This window comes from Rickettsia bellii RML369-C, from assembly GCF_000012385.1.
Lineage (GTDB): Bacteria > Pseudomonadota > Alphaproteobacteria > Rickettsiales > Rickettsiaceae > Rickettsia > Rickettsia bellii.
The window spans coordinates 901,788-917,961 of the sequence record NC_007940.1; the positions used below are offsets into that span (position 1 = coordinate 901,788).

Below are 16,174 nucleotides of genomic sequence, written 5' to 3' on the forward strand. Positions count from 1 at the left end.
TGCAAAGGTATACTACAGAACAAACTTTGCTAAGTCAAGATTAGTTAGTATTTTTGATAATTGATTTTCTACAAATTTATCATCTATAGATATTTTTTCACCTTGCATTTCACTAGCTCTAAAGCTTATATCTTCAAGTAAATTCTCAAGTATAGTATGCAATCTTCTTGCTCCTATATCTTCGATTTCTAGATTAACTGTAGTAGCGTAATCTGCAATTTTCTCTATAGCGGAATTCGTAAATTCAAGTTCTACTTTCTCAGTACCTATTAAAGCCGAATATTGCTTTATTAAGCTAGTTTCAGGCTCAAGTAGTATCTTTATCATATCCTCTTTAGTTAATGAATTCAGCTCTACTCTAATAGGTAATCTTCCTTGCAATTCAGGTAATAAATCTGAGGGTTTTGCAATGTGAAAAGCTCCTGAAGCAATAAATAATATGTGATCTGTTTTAACAGGACCATATTTTGTATTAACTGTTGTCCCCTCAATCAAAGGTAGTAAATCCTTTTGCACGCCCTCTCTACTTATTTCTGAATTCTTTGCTCCAGAATTAGCTACTGAGGCAATCTTATCAATTTCATCAATAAAGACTATCCCATCATTTTCAACTAAATTAATTGCCTGCTGGATGATTTTTTCTTGATCAATTAATTTTTCAGACTCTTCTGATAAAATTATACTCATTGCTTCTTTAACTAACATTTTCTTTGTTTTAGTTTTAGTCGTTCCAAAAGCTCTTCCTATCATATCACCAAGATTAAGCACTCCCATAGATGCCCCAGGCATGCCAGGTATTTCAAAGCTACCTCCGCCTACAGGAGCTGTATCAGCTACACTAATTTCAATTTCCGTATCATCAAGCTCGCCACTTAAGATTTTTTCTTGAAACTTTTCTCTTGTCTTACTACTTGAAGTCTTACCTACTAGACTCTCTAATACTCTTTCGATTGCTTTCTCACGTGCATTAATATCTACTTCCGTTTTAGCTATCGTTTTTTGAGTATTAACCGCTATTTCTACTAAATCACGAATTATTGATTCTACGTCACGCCCTACATAGCCAACCTCGGTGAACTTTGTTGCTTCTATTTTATAAAAAGGAGAATTAGTAAGTTTAGCAAGTCTTCTTGCAATTTCTGTTTTACCGACTCCCGTTGAACCTATCATTAAGATATTTTTTGGTACTATTTCATTACGTAAATTTCCCTCTACTCTTTTACGACGACCACGATTTCTAAGGGCAATAGCAACGGCTTTTTTAGCCTTTTCTTGACCTACGATAAATCTGTTAAGCTCGTTAACTATTTGAGAAGGTGTAAGCCCCATAGGGTCTTTTTTATTAGTATTAGTAGTTTTAGTAGATTTCATACAACTTTTTCCGTTATAATATTATGGTTAGAAAATACACAAAGATCTGCTGCTATATTCATAGATTTTAAAGCAATTTCTTCAGCAGTTAGAGGATTATCGTAAGACATTAAAGCACGTGCTGCGGATAAGGCGAATAGACCGCCTGAACCTATTGCTGCAACATTATTCTCTGGCTCAACAACATCACCGTTACCAGTTAAAATTAGTATATGATTGCGATCAGCAACAATCATCATTGCTTCTAAACGACGTAAATATTTGTCGCTACGCCAATCTTTTGCAAGCTCAACCGCACTTCTAAGCAAATTATGCTTATGTTGCTCTATTTTTACTTCTAACTTTTCAAATAAAGCAAGCCCGTCAGCAGTAGAACCAGCAAAACCTGCAATAATTTTATTATTAGCTATAGTTCGTAATTTTCGAGCAGTAGATTTTAATACTGTATTGCCGTGTGAAACTTGTCCATCTGCTGCTATAATTATTTCTTCGTTCTTTTTTAAACAAAGTATTGTAGTGCCATGTAAGGCTAAATTATCTGACATAATGTAAAATTTATTGATATTAATTTGCTGATTAAGTAATATATTCATTATTTATAATAATTAAATAATGTTAATTATTACTTGAGTAATCCAGTTATAGTTAATTATCTTTTTTTGAATTTTCAAGGTTTAAATAATGAATATATATGCAATATACATTAACCCTGCACAAAAAAATAATAATTTTATTGTCATTAAAGAAAGTTTTTCATGGACAGCAGCACTTTTAAGTGTATTCTGGGCATTATACCATAAAATGTGGTTACCTGTTATTATAGCTGTAACGATAAATTTAATAGCAATGGCAATTAATATATCTGAGTTAACATTTGCATTAAAGCTAATTGTCATGTTAATATTCGGTTTTTTTGCTGCCGATATTAGAGAAAATCATTTAAAAAGAAATGATTTTACGCTTAAAGATATAGTAGTTGCGGGTTCACAAGTAGAAGCTGAATTAAAATTTCTGGAGCGTAATAATTATGTACAATAAAGAAAATATTTTTGCAAAGATTATAAATAAAAATTTACCGGCAGAAGTAATTTATGAAGATGAGCAGGTTTTAGCATTTAAAGATATAGCACCTGTTGCACCAGTACATATTATTATTATACCTAAAAATGAATATATCGATTACGCCGATTTTATTTCTAAAGCTTCAGTGGAAGAAATAAAACATTTTTTTGCTAAGATTTCTGATATAGCAAATAAAGCAGGACTAGATAAAGACGGATATCGCTTAATCACCAATAAAGGCGAGAAGTCCGGACAAACTATTTTTCATTTCCATTTTCATATTATTGGTGGTGAAAAACTTATTGGATTAATTAAATAAAAATGACTAAGAAATATAATATTGCTGTTATCGGTGCTACCGGAAATGTAGGTCGTGAAACCTTAAATATTCTAGCAGAACGCAATTTTCCTATTAATAAAATCTATGCTGTTGCCTCAAATAATTCTATTGGAAAAAAAGTTAGTTTTGGCGAGCAAGTATTACAAATAAGTAGCTTAGATGATCTAGATTTTGAAGAAATAGATATTGCATTTTTTTCAGCAGGTTCGGAGGTATCAAAAAAGTTTATACCAATTGCTATTGTTAAAAACTGTATGGTTATTGATAAATCTTCTTTTTTTAGACTAAGTGAAGATATACCTTTAATTGTACCTGAGGCTAATTTATCAACACTTAAAGACTTTGCCATTAAAAATATTATATCGAATCCTAACTGCATTGCGATTCCTCTTGCAGTTGTGCTTAAACCGCTAGATAATGAAATAAGTATAAAAAGAGTTGTAATATCTACTTATCAATCAGTATCCGGAGCAGGTAAAGCAGGAATGGATGAACTTTATGATCAAACAAAATCTAAGTATATCTTTGAAGAAAAAAGCCCCAACATATTTCCAAAACAAATTGCATTCAATTTATTTCCTCACATAGGTGATTTAAATAAAGATGGTTATACAAGTGAAGAATCAAAAATTGCTTTAGAGCTACAGAAGATTATTGGTGATCATCTTAAAGTTAGCGTAACTTCTGTACGAGTACCTGTATTTGTTGGTCATTCTATATCCGTTAATATAGAATTTAGTAGTAAAGTGGATGCTAAAGAAGTTGAGGAAATACTAGAAGATGCTGACGGGGTTGTTATGATTTCGCAAACTAAAGATTTAGCCTATATTTCACCTACTGAAGTAGTGGGTGAAGACGCTGTATATGTCTCACGCATTAGGGATGATGAAAGTAAAGAGAACGCCATAAATTTATGGATTACATGCGATAATTTACGTAAAGGAGCTGCTTTAAATAGCGTGCAAATCGCTGAAGAATTAATTAAAACTTATTTATAAAATAATTAATATGGATAATAAAAACACTGCCTTAAATAAAAAAAATCCTTTGATGATCGCACTAGGAGAGTGCCGAACAGCTTTTTGGATAGTTTTTTGGTTCGCCTTTGTAATTAATTTACTAATGTTAATTACTCCCCTTTATTCACTACAAGTTTTAGATAGGGTGCTTGGTAGTGGTAATTTATATACATTATTATATTTATCGATAATAATTGCTTATATTTACTTTGTTTACGGGTTACTGCAAATTGCTCGTTCTTTTACTCTTATAAAAGTGGGAGAATGGCTTGATCGAACGGTAGCACCAGTGATTTTTGCCTCTTCGATTTCAGCGGCAGCAACACGTGTAAATATGGGGTCTAGCCAGCTATTACGTGATTTTCAATCCGTTAAAACATTCCTAACAAGTACCGGAATTAATACCTTATTCGATGCACCTTGGAGTTTGATCTATATTGCAGTTATTTTCTCGATTCATCCGTATATCGGTTTTATTACGGTTTTTGGTGCAATTGTAATAGTTTCAACCGCTTTCTTTAATGCGGCGGCTACTAACAAAACCTTAGGTGAAGCTACAGAATTCTCGATTAAAGGTATGACGCAAGCCGATATTGCTAATAGAAATGCCGAAGTAGTAGAAGCAATGGGGATGATGAAAAATGTTACAAAAAATTGGCATAAATTTAACTTAGCAGCACTTGATAAACAATCAACCGCTAGCTATCGTAATGGCGTCATTTCTAACTTTTCAAGGTTTATCCGTAACATAATGCAAATGGCAGTTACTGGCGTTGGTGCTTACCTTGTTGTAGAAACTCATGGGGCATCAATGACTCCTGGTAACATGATTATGAGCTCTATAATAGTTGGTAGAGCACTTGCTCCTTTTGATAATGCTATTGAATTATGGAAAAGCATGAGCGGAGCTATTAAATCATTCAAAAATATCAACAACCTATTTAATACTTATGCTTCTCGTGACGAAGCAATGCCGATTCCAAACGTTGAGGGACATTTAACTGTAGAAAATATTTACTATGCCCACCCTGTTCCAAAGCATATGCCACAACCACCCACACCAAAATATATTTTAAAAGGTGTTAGTTTTGCGGTACAACCAGGTGAAATTTTAGCAATTATCGGACCATCAGCAACCGGAAAGTCAACTTTAGCTAAAATCATAGTTGGTGTATGGCGAGAATCCTCAGGCTCAGTACGTTTAGATGAGGCTGAAATTTATCGTTGGAATAGAGAAGATTTTGGCAGACATGTCGGCTACTTACCTCAAGGAATAGAGCTTTTCAGTGGTAGCATCAAGCAAAATATTGCTAGAATGGAAGACAATGCTAATCCACAAAAAGTTATTGAAGCAGCTAAACTAGCTGGTGCTCATGAAATGATATTAAGATTTCCTGACGGTTATGATTCAGATATAGGTCCTGCCGGCTCTAATTTATCAGGTGGACAAAGACAACGTATAGGACTTGCTAGAGCATTTTATGGTGATCCAAAGCTGGTGATTTTAGACGAGCCTAATGCTAATTTAGATGAAGCTGGTGAAGTAGCACTTGCGAGTGCTTTAAAGCAAGCAAAACTAAAAGGAATATCAGTCGTTGTAATTTCACATAGACCTTCTGTATTATCAGTTGTTGATAAGATCTTAATATTACAGGATGGTGCTGTTGCAGTTCACGGAACACCAGATGAAATTCAGAACCACTTTAAAACTTTAAAAGGCGGCACAATTCATATTAATAACAAATAGTGCAAAATCGTCATTGCGAAAAAAAACCGTAAGTTTTTGCGAAGCAATCTCAGGAGTTTATCTTAACGAGGTTGCCACGTCGCTACTCTCCTCGCAACGACAAAAAATAATAATGAATGATTAAATATTATGCAGGACTTAAAAAATAATAAACCTCAAATTACGCCGGAACAGTTAAAGCAATTACTGTCCTTGAGAGAAAATTCACTAAGCCTTAAAGGTCAAAGCTCTAAACGTAAAGCTTTAATCAATAGCACATTAAAAAAGACTTCACAAGTAATAGAATTTTTACTGCTTAAACTTGATAGATTTGTTAATTTTACTACCAAGAAGAACGATAAAGATCGTAATAACGTTGCACAAGCTGCAAGGTCTCCTATACTTTTCGGTATTTATGTTATTATTTTTTTAGTATTAATCGGTGGTGTTTGGATGGCTGTTGCACCGCTTGATAGTGGAGCTGTAGCAGTTGGAATATTAATGCCAAGCACAAATAAAAAGACAATTCAACATCATGAGGGCGGAATAATTAACGCTATTTATGTCAAGCAAGGTGATAAAGTTAAAGCCGGTGATAAGCTAATTGAGCTTGAAGAAACCAGAATAAAAAGTGAACATGAGAGCACTTTAAGTCAATATCGCACTGCTTTAGCTACTGAAAATCGTTTAATTGCTGAGCGTGATAATTTAGAACAAATAGAATTTTCTGATTTTTTAATGCAAGATATTAATTTACCAGAAGTCGCTAAAATAATTCACACTCAGGAAAATTTATTTAGATCAAGAAAAGAAGTATTTAATTCAGAAAAAGATGCATTGCAACAACGTATTTCGCAGCTTGAAAAGAGAGTTGAAGGCTTAGAAGCAAAAAAAGTAGCTGCAACTAAAACAGCCGAGGTTTACCAAGATCGCTTAAAGGCTTTAAAAACTTTAAAAGAAAAGGGTTTTGTACAGAAAGCTGCTTTATTAGAACAAGAAGCAAAAGTTGCTAGTGCAAAAAGTGACGTTGCAACGACTGACACGGAAATAGCAGGAACGCACCATTCTATTACTGAAGCTCAAATTAGTATTATAACTCAACAAAATAAATATACTGAAAGAACTTTAACCGAACTTCGTGAAGCCCAAGTACAGGCAGCAAGCTTGAGAGAAAAATATAACTCTTTAACTGATTCACTTAATCGGATAATAATTAAATCACCTGTTGATGGTATAATTAATAATCTAAAATATCATACAATTGGTGGTTATATAGGTCATGGACAGCCTATTATGGAAATTTCACCTACTAACGATCCATTAATTATAGAAGCAAAAGTATCACAAAAAAATATAGATTCAGTACATGAAGGACTGGTTGCAAAAATACGCTTTAGTGCTTTTAAATCACGTACTACTCCAACATTTACCGGTAAAGTAGTCAGTGTATCACCAGACATTGTTCAAGATGAAAGACAGCATCCCGGGCAGCAAGATAATTACTATGTTGCTAGAGTAGAGATTGACATGGATGAATTCAATAGAATTGCCAAAATAAAAAATCTAGAATTACATCCTGGTATGCAAGCCGAAGTACAGATCGTTACTGGAACTAGAACATTGCTTAGATATCTCCTTGATCCTGTAATCGATACAGCATTTAAGGCATTCAGAGAGAAATAGTTTTCTTACTGTGTTATGACGACTAATATGTCATTCCTGCCATTGCTGGGAATGACATTAAAAACACCTTTGTACTGGAATAGCGTATATATCTGATAAACGAGTATCACATGAACAAATTATTACTCTCCCTACTAGCTCTAATGTTACTCAATTTCAAAACTTATGCTAATCAAGATTCAGGTTTTAATTATAGATTTTCTGAGAAAGATAATCATATAATTCATATATTAACTATTGATCCTAAACGTTTTAATTTAAAGCTAGTTAAAGCTCACAATCAGGTTATAGGCAGAGAAACAGTAGAAGAAATAGCCTTGCGTACTAATGCTATTGCTGCTATTAATGCAGGCTTCTTTGAGATTGCAGGGAGTGATGACGGAAGACCAAGCCTTACTTTAATGGTTGATGGCAAGTTATTTAGCCTTAGAAAACAAATGCAAAGTTTGTTAATTTTAGATCAAGATAATATTCAAATTACTAAAAACTCAGCAAAAATTTCAGTTAAGATAGGCGATAAGCTTATTATTCCAGGTCAAGTTAATTATTTTTCCAATCCTAAAGATATTACTTTATATAATGATGTTTGGGCTTCTACTACCCTTACTCCTTACACTAATAAAGAAATATTGATTGATGAAAATTTTATAGTAACAGGAATAAGTAAACATGGTGACAATCCTATACCATCAAAAGGTTTTGTGCTATCTTTTCCAAGTAGCATAGCACTACCCTCAATAAAAACAGGTGATAGCGTAAAACTGAATCTAGAATTTTTGGATAAAGACGAAAAACCTATGACTTTTAGCAAAACTGCTTCTATGGTAACCGGTATTCCTATGTTGGTTCAAGCTAGCCAATCTGTCGTAGATAAAAGTGATAATAAGGAAAGCTCTCATGCTCGTACTGCTATTGGAATACGGAGCGATGGCGTCATAGTTATAGTTGTTGCCGAACATGTTTATAAACAACATATAAAAGATTTGAAGCTAGCACAGGTTAGATCAATTCTCAAAAAAGAAAAAGGTATTAATATTGAAAAACTAACCATTGCTGAAGCTCTAAAAATTTTAGAAAAACAGTTTGTTGATGATCAAACAACAGGTTTAACTAAAGCAGAACTCGCAGATTATATGATAAGCCTTGGTTGTGAATCTGCAATCAATTTGGATGGTGGCGGCTCTTCGACTTTATTTATAAATGGAAAAGTTGTTAATAAGATAACAGGGGATAAAGATGAAGCTTTAGGCGAACATGTTCAGCGTCCTGTATCCGATGCAATAGTTATATTACCAAAACAATAAACATTACAGCTTGACACTAATTTATAATGATTTTACTATGGCACTGTTAACAAAATAGCTTTAATTGATAATCAAAGAGATTTTTTAGCGAAAATTAATAAGATTTTTGATGGAATAGTTATTCATATTTCAAAAGAATCTTATAATTTACAGCAAAAAATGGTTTAATTATCTTTAAAATTATTTTGTTAACAATGCCATATTATAATAACACATAATTTGGAGGTAAAATACTATGCCAAAACCAGGTCAAAAAGATCATATACTTGCTAAAGGTCATAAATTATATACAGTCAAACAGGGCGATACATTGTGGAGTATATCTAAAAATGAGTGCGGAGGAAAAGGGTCAGCATGGAAAGATACTGTCCTTGCATATAATCAATGGCTAATAGATGAGGGGCGTTAAATCAAACTACAGAACACGTACTAATAAAGGTAGGTGAAGTACTTGATATATATACTGATTTTCATGGATGATGTCATCCACATTTAGGATTTGCCCCGCATAGATCAAGAATCGTCATTGCGAAAAAAGCTTTGTTGCATGGATCATTTTTCTCTGTCATCCCGTGATTTATGAACTAGAGCCAGTTAAAAATACTAATAAAATTAGTATTTTTTATTATTTTCCCTGGATTGCCACACTCGCTTCGCTCATTCGCAATGACGATTTGGTATCCACGCAAGCAAGCCTTAAGCGAGAACGATATAATATGCTTTTCAATCCACATAACAATGCTGCTTGCTCCTACTTAAAATAAAAATATGATATTATCTTACATTGGAATATTATTGGTAATTATTGGGCTGTTTGCTATATTTTCAGGTATTATCGGTTTTTTTCGTTTCCCTGATTTTTATACAAAATTGCACACCGCAAGTGTTATTGAAAGCTTTGGGGTACCGATTTGCTTAATAGGTTTTGCATGCCTTGCAGGAAACCTTTTTAATTGCTTTAAGCTGCTTCTAGCTGCTATATTAATTTTCTTATTAAATCCGGTAGCAACTCACACTCTTGGTAAAGGGTCACTACTTTCAATGTCGTTCTTGCGAAAGCAGAAATCTAGGAAAAAGTAAGACAATGTTTATGCTTTTAAATTTTGATCTCAGTAATTACCTACTTAATCTTATTGTTTTTTTACTCGTTATCATTTCAATTAAAATCATTTTAGCTAAAGATTTATTGGAAGCAATAATATATACCTCGGCATTTAGCTTATTAATTGGTGTATCTTATTTACTTATGGATGCACCAGATGTTGCAATGACTGAAGCAGCCCTTGGAGCGTGCCTATCAACCTGCGTATATTTAAATTTATTACGAAAATTACCCTCTAATTTAAAAATAATCCAAAGGACTAAAATTATTCCGGCAAGCTTAATATGTTTATTGTTTATAGCAACTCTTATTTATATGGGGCTTGAATTACCAGATTATGGAGATGAATATGCCTTGCTCCACACACATCTAACTAAATATTATGTAGAAAATACAAGTAAGGATATTGGAATACCATCTTTTGTAGCAGCCATTTTAGCTAGCTATAGAGGATATGATACCTTAGGCGAAACTAGCGTAATTTTAATTGCTGGAATTTCTGTGCTGCTAGTATTTTCAAGAAAAAATGATGTAGAACACAGTATGCAATACAATATCCCCTGGTCAGGTCATGGGATGACAAAAATAACAAAAAACATCTCTATTTTTATAGTACCTTATATAATTCTATATAGCTTATATATTCAGCTTAATGGGGAAGCATCACCTGGAGGCGGATTTCAAGCGGGTGTTATATTTGCCTCCTCTCTTATTGCTTATGATCTAGTATATGGTAGCCAAAAATTAAATCGATATTTTTCAGTAAATACGCTAATAATTATTGCTGCTTTAGGTGTTATGATATACGGATTTACCGGTGTGATATCGCTATTTTTTAATGATAATTACTTAAACTATTATTCTCTAACAAATTTTGTTAACGATAGTCTAACTGCTCAACATATAGGAATATTTGCTGTAGAGATAGGCATAGGCTTAACAGTTGCCGCTATTATGTATTCAATTTACAACTCATTTAACAATTGTGAATAGCTTGTTTTTACTAATTAAACGTGAATTTATAGTGCAGAATCGTATTAATAATATGATTAAATATCTAATGATATTTTTTCTATTTTGTATTATTAGCACTACTTTAATCAACAGCCATGAAGATATTAAGAAATTTGGCTTAATCTTTTCGGTAATTTGTTTGTTAATTTCGTTGATTGGTTTTTCTTCTATTATATTTAAGTCTGATTTAGAAGATGGAAGCTTAGAATTAATGTTATCTATAGTTAATTCAACTAAAATAGTACTAGCCAAATTTTTTGCGATATTTATAAGTAGTACGATAGGGATAATTTTAATATTACCTATTATTTATATTTTTTTCAGCCAAACCTTACTAGAAATAACATTTTTCTTTATTAGCGTCTGGCTTGTATTAATTTTATCAAGTAGCTTAGTAGTGTTATCGGGTAGTATGCAAAGCTATTTTAAGGTTAATGCTAATTTTATCGGCATATTTATTATGCCTTTACTAATTCCCAGTATTATAATGACGGGGTTAGTGCTACAAGATAGTAATTTACAATTAATTTTCATTATGATAGGTATTAATTTAGTAATTTTACCTATTTCATTTGTCTTAAGTTCATATTTAATCAGAAATATTTACAGCATAACATGATTATTTTCTTTATTTTTACTAGCATAATAGTATAAGATAAGATAATAAATTTTTTTTGAGAAAATAATATGTGGCAGGCTCTACGAAGGTTAATTGCGGCTAATCCTATGGGTGTTTTCTTATGGGGTATTATTAGCAAATGGTATATAATGATAGCCGTTGCATCATTAATTGTATTGTTTTATGCAGTAAAAGGGCTTGAGAAAATCGGCTTTATAGACTATTTTGGCAGAACAACAGTTGAGATATTAGATACTAGTAAAGCTATTGCTCAAAATTGTACTGTAAAACTTGGTCCTAATTGGGACAATTTAGTTAACTTTTGGAATTGTTTAGGTGATCCAGGAAAATATGAAGTTAAAGAAGGTACAGGAGAGCAAGAATTACAGCAAGGTGTAGAAAGGCTTATTAACAAGCCTGAAGATGGTGGCGAGGGTGATGGCACTGTTCCCGAACTGCGTTCCCCAATAGTAAATCCTTATGATAATGGTAATAATACGAATACAAACTAAATATGTCAGATACTGAAGATACTAACAACGATAACAAAGTAGAGTTTGAGGATCGCTCTAAAACCTCACGTCGTGATTTCATGGTCTTAACGGCTAGTAGCGTTGCAGCGGTTGGAGCTGCATGTACGCTTTGGCCTCTTATTAATTCTTTAAACCCTTCAGCCGATGTTCTTGCCTTATCATCAATTGAAGTTGATTTATCAAATATTGCTGTAGGTCAAACAGTTACAGTTAAATGGCAAGGAAAACCGGTATTCATTACTAACCGCACTCCAGATAAAATTGCTGAAGCACGGGCTGTAAAAATGTCAGAGCTTATTGATCCTGAAGAAGATCAAGATCGTGTAAAAGCTGGGCATGATAATTGGTTAGTAACAATTGGTATCTGCACACATTTAGGTTGCGTACCACTTGCAAATCAAGGCGATTACGATGGCTGGTTCTGCCCGTGCCATGGTTCACAATATGATTCATCAGGTAGAGTAAGAAGAGGTCCTGCACCTTTAAATTTAGCAGTACCGCCCTACACTTTTATTAGCGACAAAAAAATTAGAATCGGGTAATTACCTATGAGCGACAACATTACCCCAAAAACTGGAAAGACTAATGCTATTATAGAGTGGATAGATTACCGTCTTCCGGTCTTCTCTTTTCTAAAGCATTTTAGCCATTATCAAACCCCAAAAAACCTTAGTTATTTGTGGAATCTAGGCTCTATTGCCGGCATTGCGTTAGTAATTCAGATAATTACCGGTGTTATACTTGCTATGCATTATACGCCGCATGTTGATCATGCTTTTGATAGCGTTGAAAAAATCATGCGTAACGTTAATTATGGCTGGTTGCTACGTTATACTCATGCTGTTGGTGCCTCAATGTTTTTTGCAGCCGTATATTTACATATAGCAAGAGGACTATATTATGGCTCGTACAAAGCACCGAGGGAATTACTGTGGCATATCGGTATAATCATTTTCCTAACCATGATGGCTACTGCTTTTATGGGCTATGTGCTACCTTGGGGACAAATGAGCTATTGGGGTGCAACAGTTATTACTAATCTATTCTCAGCTATTCCATTAATCGGTAAATCGATTGTGACATGGTTGTGGGGTGGTTTTTCGGTGGATAACCCAACGTTAAACAGATTCTTTTCACTGCATTATTTATTGCCGTTTATTATCGTTGCTCTTGTAATGCTGCATCTAGTAGCATTGCATCAACATGGTTCAAATAATCCGAAAGGTATTGATGTTAAAAGCCCTAAGGATACGATTCCATTTCATCCTTATTATACTGTTAAAGATTTTGTTGGTTTCGGGGTTTATTTCATAATATTTGCCTATTTTATTTTTTATGAGCCAAATTATTTAGGTCATCCGGACAATTACATTCCTGCAAACCCGCTAGTTACACCTGCTCATATTGTTCCTGAATGGTATTTTCTACCATTTTATGCGATATTGCGTGCTGTGCCGTCTAAGCTTGGTGGCGTACTACTAATGTTTGGCAGTATATTTGTATTATTCTTATTACCTTGGCTAGATACTTCAAAGGTAAGAAGTGCCAACTATAGACCAATATATCGTATTGCTTTTTGGATATTTATGGCAGATTGCTTATTACTTGGTTATTTGGGCGGGCAACCTGCAGAAGAGCCGTATATTACCATTAGCCGTTTTGCTGCTTGTTATTACTTCTTCCATTTTCTAGTAGCCTTGCCATTAATAGGTAAATATGAGAAACCACTACCACTACCGGAGGAGTTGTAGAACCGTTATTGAAATATAAAAGTCATTGCGAGCCACTAAAAGTGGCGTGGCAATCTATACAGTTTTGACTATGCCGTCATTACGAGGAGATGCAACGCATCGACGTGGCAATCCAGTAACCTTTAATGTCATCTCGCAGCTTGACTGCGGGATCCAGTAAAAAATACAAATATAAAAGCTCGATTTATCTCGCTTTATGCTGGATCTAGTTAGCAAGCCACGGGATGACACCACAGGATCGGATATGACTTTACATATAAATTTTAAAACACTATGAAAACTAAACTATTCATCTCTATCATCATAATATTAACCTCTGCTTTAAGCTTAGCCAATGAGGAAGCGTTACATCCTAAAAAAATGAAATGGCATTTTGAAGGATTGCGTGGCAGTGTTGATCGTGAAGCCGCACAAAGAGGTTTTCAGGTCTATAAAGAAGTATGTAGCGTTTGCCACAGCTTAAGCAATTTATATTATCGTAATCTTAAGGATATTGGCTTTTCTGAAGAAGAGATCAAAGAAATTGCTAAAAATTATACAGTAAAGGATGGTCCGAATGATGATGGTGAGATGTTTGATCGCCCTGCTCTTCCATCTGATCGTTTTGTATCGCCTTATCCAAATGAGCAGGCAGCAAGAGCGGCTAATAATGGTGCTCATCCGCCTGATTTATCATTGATAATAAAAGCCCGTCATGATGGAGCGAATTATACATATTCACTACTTACCGGTTACACTGAGCCGCCTACAGGATTCAAGCTAATGAATGGTGCTCACTATAATCCGTATTTCCCAGGCGGTCAGATAGCAATGCCCCCTCCTCTAATGGATGGTCAGGTAACTTATATGGACGGCACTAACGCAAGTGTTGAGCAAATGAGCCACGATGTTGCAGTATTCTTACAATGGGCAGCTGAACCGGAAATGGAACATCGTAAATCTATGGGGCTTAAAGTTATGATGTTTTTAGTAGCATTTACTATATTCTTCTATATTGCCAAAAACCGCATCTGGTCTAATTTGAAATAAAGAAATCATTATTGCGAGGAAAAACTGTTGTGGCATGGTTCTTATGTCATTCCTGCGTAGGCGGGAATCCAGAATAAAGCGAGATACCTAAGCTTTTAATTTTAAAAACTTGCTGCTTTTATGTTTATTTTTCTGGATTCCCGCTTCTAGCTAGGAATGACATTGTGAGCACTTTTTGATCCATACGGGCAACGCCACACCTATATACATCTAGCGGTGAGTCTGCGGAACGTAGATAAACTACGTGAGCAAAGACGAATCCCGAAATTTGACTTGCCAAATCTTGAAGTATTAAAGGTATATAACTATCTTCCTCTATCCTGATCTTTATTCACCTTTACAGATTTAGACAAAGTAGTACGAAGTTGATTAATATTTTTTGTTGCAATTACTGCCTTACCAAAAGTATCTTTCATATGGGATACTTTTTCTTTGATAAAACTTTTCTTTTTACTATTTGCTCTTCATTTTTAGAAGTAACAGGAGGTGTAGATTTGATTATAGCACTTTCAGGCGGTTTATTTTCTTGATATTTTTTACCAATATTATTAGCAATCTTTTTAACATTTTCAGTGGAAATATGATAAGAAGATTTGCCGGGCCAAAGCATGAGCAGCTTTTGAAACCATAGTCTGCTTTTCTTTCAAGTCTTTAGTTAGATTATTTATTATTTCCGTTTTATTTGTTGATAATTCTGAGAATGAAATCTTTTCTAAAGATTCAGACAATGCCGCAGTGATTTTGGTTTTATGTTCTTCGTCTAGTTTAAAATTTTCGCTTTCTAGATTTTTTAATGTAGCATCAACTATATTATTTGTTAAAAGTTTAGAAAATGGTTTGCCGATTTTAGAGATTTTTTCTTGAGCTTCTTTATCAGTAAGTTTTGTTTCATTAATTCCCATCTCTTTATCAGTTTTATGTTGAGGTGGGGCAGGAGTTTTATCGTTTAATCTATTTACTCTTATATCTCTTAACTTATCTTCTAAGCCATATTGTTCTTGAGGAGGTAAATTTTTGTAATGTTCAGTATTTCTTGCCAGTGGAGCATCAAGCATAAAACCCACTGATTTAGCTATCCTAGTTTCTTTAGGATCTGACGATAAACCGGAACGCTTATCATAGAAACCTCCTTTATCTGCTAAAGTAGCATAATGGTCTTCAATAGCAGAAGATAATTTAGGAGGTATGAAATTGCCCTCTTTATCAAATTCCGCTTTCATGCCCGTTTTTTCTGCTTCTAACTGTAATAATTCTTAAAAAATTTTAGTTTCAGCAATTCGGCATTGAAAATTCGGATCAGTTTCTTGTGATAATCTATCGGCTTGCTGCATTACCATAGAGTTTAACTTATGTAATGCATTAGGAGTTAAATTATCTCCTAAATTCTTAACAAACTCTGTTCTCTCTTTTGGATTACTCTCAAAACTACTGCTTAAAGTAGCCACATCTTCTTTCGTCGGTTCTCCTTTAACTATTCGCTCTAATACGTCTTCGTTAACGTAACCTTTTGTTATTTCACTTGGTGAATCAGGCATAATTTCCTTACCTTAAGTTAATAATTAAAGTTTATTATATTTAACAATATTTTACTAATTATTATGAACACTTAGTGCAAAATATA

At 33.8% G+C, this 16,174-nt stretch carries 19 protein-coding genes; 14 read left to right on the plus strand and 5 right to left on the minus strand.

Annotation, left to right across the window (positions count from 1 at the left end; genetic code table 11):
- Window positions 1-12 precede the first annotated feature (12 nt).
- Both hslU and hslV read right to left on the minus strand, forming a co-directional pair.
- A complete protein-coding gene (hslU, locus tag RBE_RS04245) occupies window positions 13-1,371 on the minus strand; it encodes an ATP-dependent protease ATPase subunit HslU (RefSeq protein ID WP_011477484.1) in 1,359 nt (452 codons plus the stop codon).
- Complete coding sequence (gene hslV, locus RBE_RS04250) at window positions 1,368-1,916, minus strand: ATP-dependent protease subunit HslV (RefSeq protein WP_011477485.1); 549 nt, start codon at window positions 1,914-1,916, stop codon at window positions 1,368-1,370. The genes hslU and hslV overlap by 4 nt, the downstream gene beginning before the upstream one ends.
- Window positions 1,917-2,052: 136 nt before the next feature.
- Here hslV and RBE_RS04255 point away from each other — a divergent pair, with 136 nt between their 5' ends.
- From RBE_RS04255 to RBE_RS04315, 14 genes are all read left to right on the plus strand, one after another.
- Window positions 2,053-2,409: a DUF2628 domain-containing protein gene (locus RBE_RS04255; protein ID WP_011477486.1), complete on the plus strand. Its 357-nt coding sequence runs from the start codon at window positions 2,053-2,055 to the stop codon at window positions 2,407-2,409.
- On the plus strand, window positions 2,399-2,752 hold the full coding sequence (locus RBE_RS04260) for an HIT domain-containing protein (RefSeq protein WP_011477487.1): 354 nt from the start codon (window positions 2,399-2,401) through the stop codon (window positions 2,750-2,752). Before RBE_RS04255 ends, RBE_RS04260 begins: the two co-directional genes overlap by 11 nt.
- A gap of 2 nt (window positions 2,753-2,754) precedes the next feature.
- Window positions 2,755-3,771 carry an aspartate-semialdehyde dehydrogenase gene (gene asd / locus RBE_RS04265; RefSeq protein WP_011477488.1) on the plus strand — a complete coding sequence of 339 codons (1,017 nt, stop codon included), beginning with the start codon at window positions 2,755-2,757 and terminating at the stop codon, window positions 3,769-3,771.
- Window positions 3,772-3,781: 10 nt separating this feature from the next.
- The gene (locus RBE_RS04270; RefSeq protein WP_011477489.1) at window positions 3,782-5,539 is read left to right on the plus strand and encodes a type I secretion system permease/ATPase; all 1,758 of its coding nucleotides are present in this window, start codon (window positions 3,782-3,784) and stop codon (window positions 5,537-5,539) included.
- Between the two features lie 129 nt (window positions 5,540-5,668).
- On the plus strand, window positions 5,669-7,201 hold the full coding sequence (locus RBE_RS04275) for an HlyD family type I secretion periplasmic adaptor subunit (RefSeq protein WP_011477490.1): 1,533 nt from the start codon (window positions 5,669-5,671) through the stop codon (window positions 7,199-7,201).
- A gap of 110 nt (window positions 7,202-7,311) precedes the next feature.
- Window positions 7,312-8,505 (plus strand): phosphodiester glycosidase family protein, encoded by a 1,194-nt coding sequence (locus RBE_RS04280; RefSeq protein ID WP_011477491.1) that lies wholly within the window; start codon window positions 7,312-7,314, stop codon window positions 8,503-8,505.
- A gap of 235 nt (window positions 8,506-8,740) precedes the next feature.
- Entirely contained in the window at window positions 8,741-8,914 is a 174-nt protein-coding gene (locus RBE_RS07950) for a LysM peptidoglycan-binding domain-containing protein (protein WP_081423325.1), read from the plus strand.
- Between the two features lie 359 nt (window positions 8,915-9,273).
- Entirely contained in the window at window positions 9,274-9,585 is a 312-nt protein-coding gene (locus tag RBE_RS04285; protein ID WP_011477492.1) for a Na+/H+ antiporter subunit G, read from the plus strand.
- Between the two features lie 4 nt (window positions 9,586-9,589).
- Window positions 9,590-10,600, plus strand: a complete 1,011-nt coding sequence (locus RBE_RS04290; RefSeq protein WP_011477493.1) for a DUF4040 domain-containing protein — start codon at window positions 9,590-9,592, stop codon at window positions 10,598-10,600.
- Window positions 10,593-11,240: a heme exporter protein CcmB gene (locus RBE_RS04295; RefSeq protein WP_011477494.1), complete on the plus strand. Its 648-nt coding sequence runs from the start codon at window positions 10,593-10,595 to the stop codon at window positions 11,238-11,240. Before RBE_RS04290 ends, RBE_RS04295 begins: the two co-directional genes overlap by 8 nt.
- A 68-nt stretch (window positions 11,241-11,308) precedes the next feature.
- Complete coding sequence (locus RBE_RS04300; RefSeq protein ID WP_011477495.1) at window positions 11,309-11,752, plus strand: DUF2670 domain-containing protein; 444 nt, start codon at window positions 11,309-11,311, stop codon at window positions 11,750-11,752.
- A 2-nt stretch (window positions 11,753-11,754) separates the two neighbouring features.
- Window positions 11,755-12,315, plus strand: coding sequence for a ubiquinol-cytochrome c reductase iron-sulfur subunit (gene petA / locus RBE_RS04305; RefSeq protein ID WP_011477496.1), 561 nt, complete (start codon window positions 11,755-11,757; stop codon window positions 12,313-12,315).
- A gap of 6 nt (window positions 12,316-12,321) precedes the next feature.
- Window positions 12,322-13,524, plus strand: coding sequence for a cytochrome b (locus RBE_RS04310; protein ID WP_011477497.1), 1,203 nt, complete (start codon window positions 12,322-12,324; stop codon window positions 13,522-13,524).
- Window positions 13,525-13,797: 273 nt separating this feature from the next.
- Window positions 13,798-14,553 (plus strand): cytochrome c1, encoded by a 756-nt coding sequence (locus tag RBE_RS04315; RefSeq protein WP_011477498.1) that lies wholly within the window; start codon window positions 13,798-13,800, stop codon window positions 14,551-14,553.
- 412 nt (window positions 14,554-14,965) lie between these two features.
- On the opposite strand, the gene RBE_RS04320 is transcribed toward RBE_RS04315, so the two are convergent.
- From RBE_RS04320 to RBE_RS09625, 3 genes are read right to left on the minus strand one after another with little or no spacing between them, the layout of a single operon-like run.
- Complete coding sequence (locus RBE_RS04320) at window positions 14,966-15,163, minus strand: hypothetical protein (RefSeq protein ID WP_041804687.1); 198 nt, start codon at window positions 15,161-15,163, stop codon at window positions 14,966-14,968.
- Window positions 15,123-15,773 (minus strand): DUF5410 family protein, encoded by a 651-nt coding sequence (locus RBE_RS04325; RefSeq protein WP_011477499.1) that lies wholly within the window; start codon window positions 15,771-15,773, stop codon window positions 15,123-15,125. Before RBE_RS04325 ends, RBE_RS04320 begins: the two co-directional genes overlap by 41 nt.
- A gap of 33 nt (window positions 15,774-15,806) precedes the next feature.
- Window positions 15,807-16,088: a DUF5410 family protein gene (locus RBE_RS09625; RefSeq protein ID WP_011477500.1), complete on the minus strand. Its 282-nt coding sequence runs from the start codon at window positions 16,086-16,088 to the stop codon at window positions 15,807-15,809.
- Window positions 16,089-16,174: the final 86 nt, after the last annotated feature.

Bases quoted from the DNA above. Each gene is read 5' to 3' on its own strand.
- hslU (WP_011477484.1), bottom strand. From the start codon at position 1,371: ATGAAATCTACTAAAACTACTAATACTAATAAAAAAGACCCTATGGGG.
- hslV (WP_011477485.1), bottom strand. From the start codon at position 1,916: ATGTCAGATAATTTAGCCTTACATGGCACTACAATACTTTGTTTAAAA.
- RBE_RS04255 (WP_011477486.1), top strand. From the start codon at position 2,053: ATGAATATATATGCAATATACATTAACCCTGCACAAAAAAATAATAAT.
- RBE_RS04260 (WP_011477487.1), top strand. From the start codon at position 2,399: ATGTACAATAAAGAAAATATTTTTGCAAAGATTATAAATAAAAATTTA.
- asd (WP_011477488.1), top strand. From the start codon at position 2,755: ATGACTAAGAAATATAATATTGCTGTTATCGGTGCTACCGGAAATGTA.
- RBE_RS04270 (WP_011477489.1), top strand. From the start codon at position 3,782: ATGGATAATAAAAACACTGCCTTAAATAAAAAAAATCCTTTGATGATC.
- RBE_RS04275 (WP_011477490.1), top strand. From the start codon at position 5,669: ATGCAGGACTTAAAAAATAATAAACCTCAAATTACGCCGGAACAGTTA.
- RBE_RS04280 (WP_011477491.1), top strand. From the start codon at position 7,312: ATGAACAAATTATTACTCTCCCTACTAGCTCTAATGTTACTCAATTTC.
- RBE_RS07950 (WP_081423325.1), top strand. From the start codon at position 8,741: ATGCCAAAACCAGGTCAAAAAGATCATATACTTGCTAAAGGTCATAAA.
- RBE_RS04285 (WP_011477492.1), top strand. From the start codon at position 9,274: ATGATATTATCTTACATTGGAATATTATTGGTAATTATTGGGCTGTTT.
- RBE_RS04290 (WP_011477493.1), top strand. From the start codon at position 9,590: ATGTTTATGCTTTTAAATTTTGATCTCAGTAATTACCTACTTAATCTT.
- RBE_RS04300 (WP_011477495.1), top strand. From the start codon at position 11,309: ATGTGGCAGGCTCTACGAAGGTTAATTGCGGCTAATCCTATGGGTGTT.
- petA (WP_011477496.1), top strand. From the start codon at position 11,755: ATGTCAGATACTGAAGATACTAACAACGATAACAAAGTAGAGTTTGAG.
- RBE_RS04310 (WP_011477497.1), top strand. From the start codon at position 12,322: ATGAGCGACAACATTACCCCAAAAACTGGAAAGACTAATGCTATTATA.
- RBE_RS04315 (WP_011477498.1), top strand. From the start codon at position 13,798: ATGAAAACTAAACTATTCATCTCTATCATCATAATATTAACCTCTGCT.
- RBE_RS04320 (WP_041804687.1), bottom strand. From the start codon at position 15,163: ATGCTTTGGCCCGGCAAATCTTCTTATCATATTTCCACTGAAAATGTT.
- RBE_RS04325 (WP_011477499.1), bottom strand. From the start codon at position 15,773: ATGAAAGCGGAATTTGATAAAGAGGGCAATTTCATACCTCCTAAATTA.
- RBE_RS09625 (WP_011477500.1), bottom strand. From the start codon at position 16,088: ATGCCTGATTCACCAAGTGAAATAACAAAAGGTTACGTTAACGAAGAC.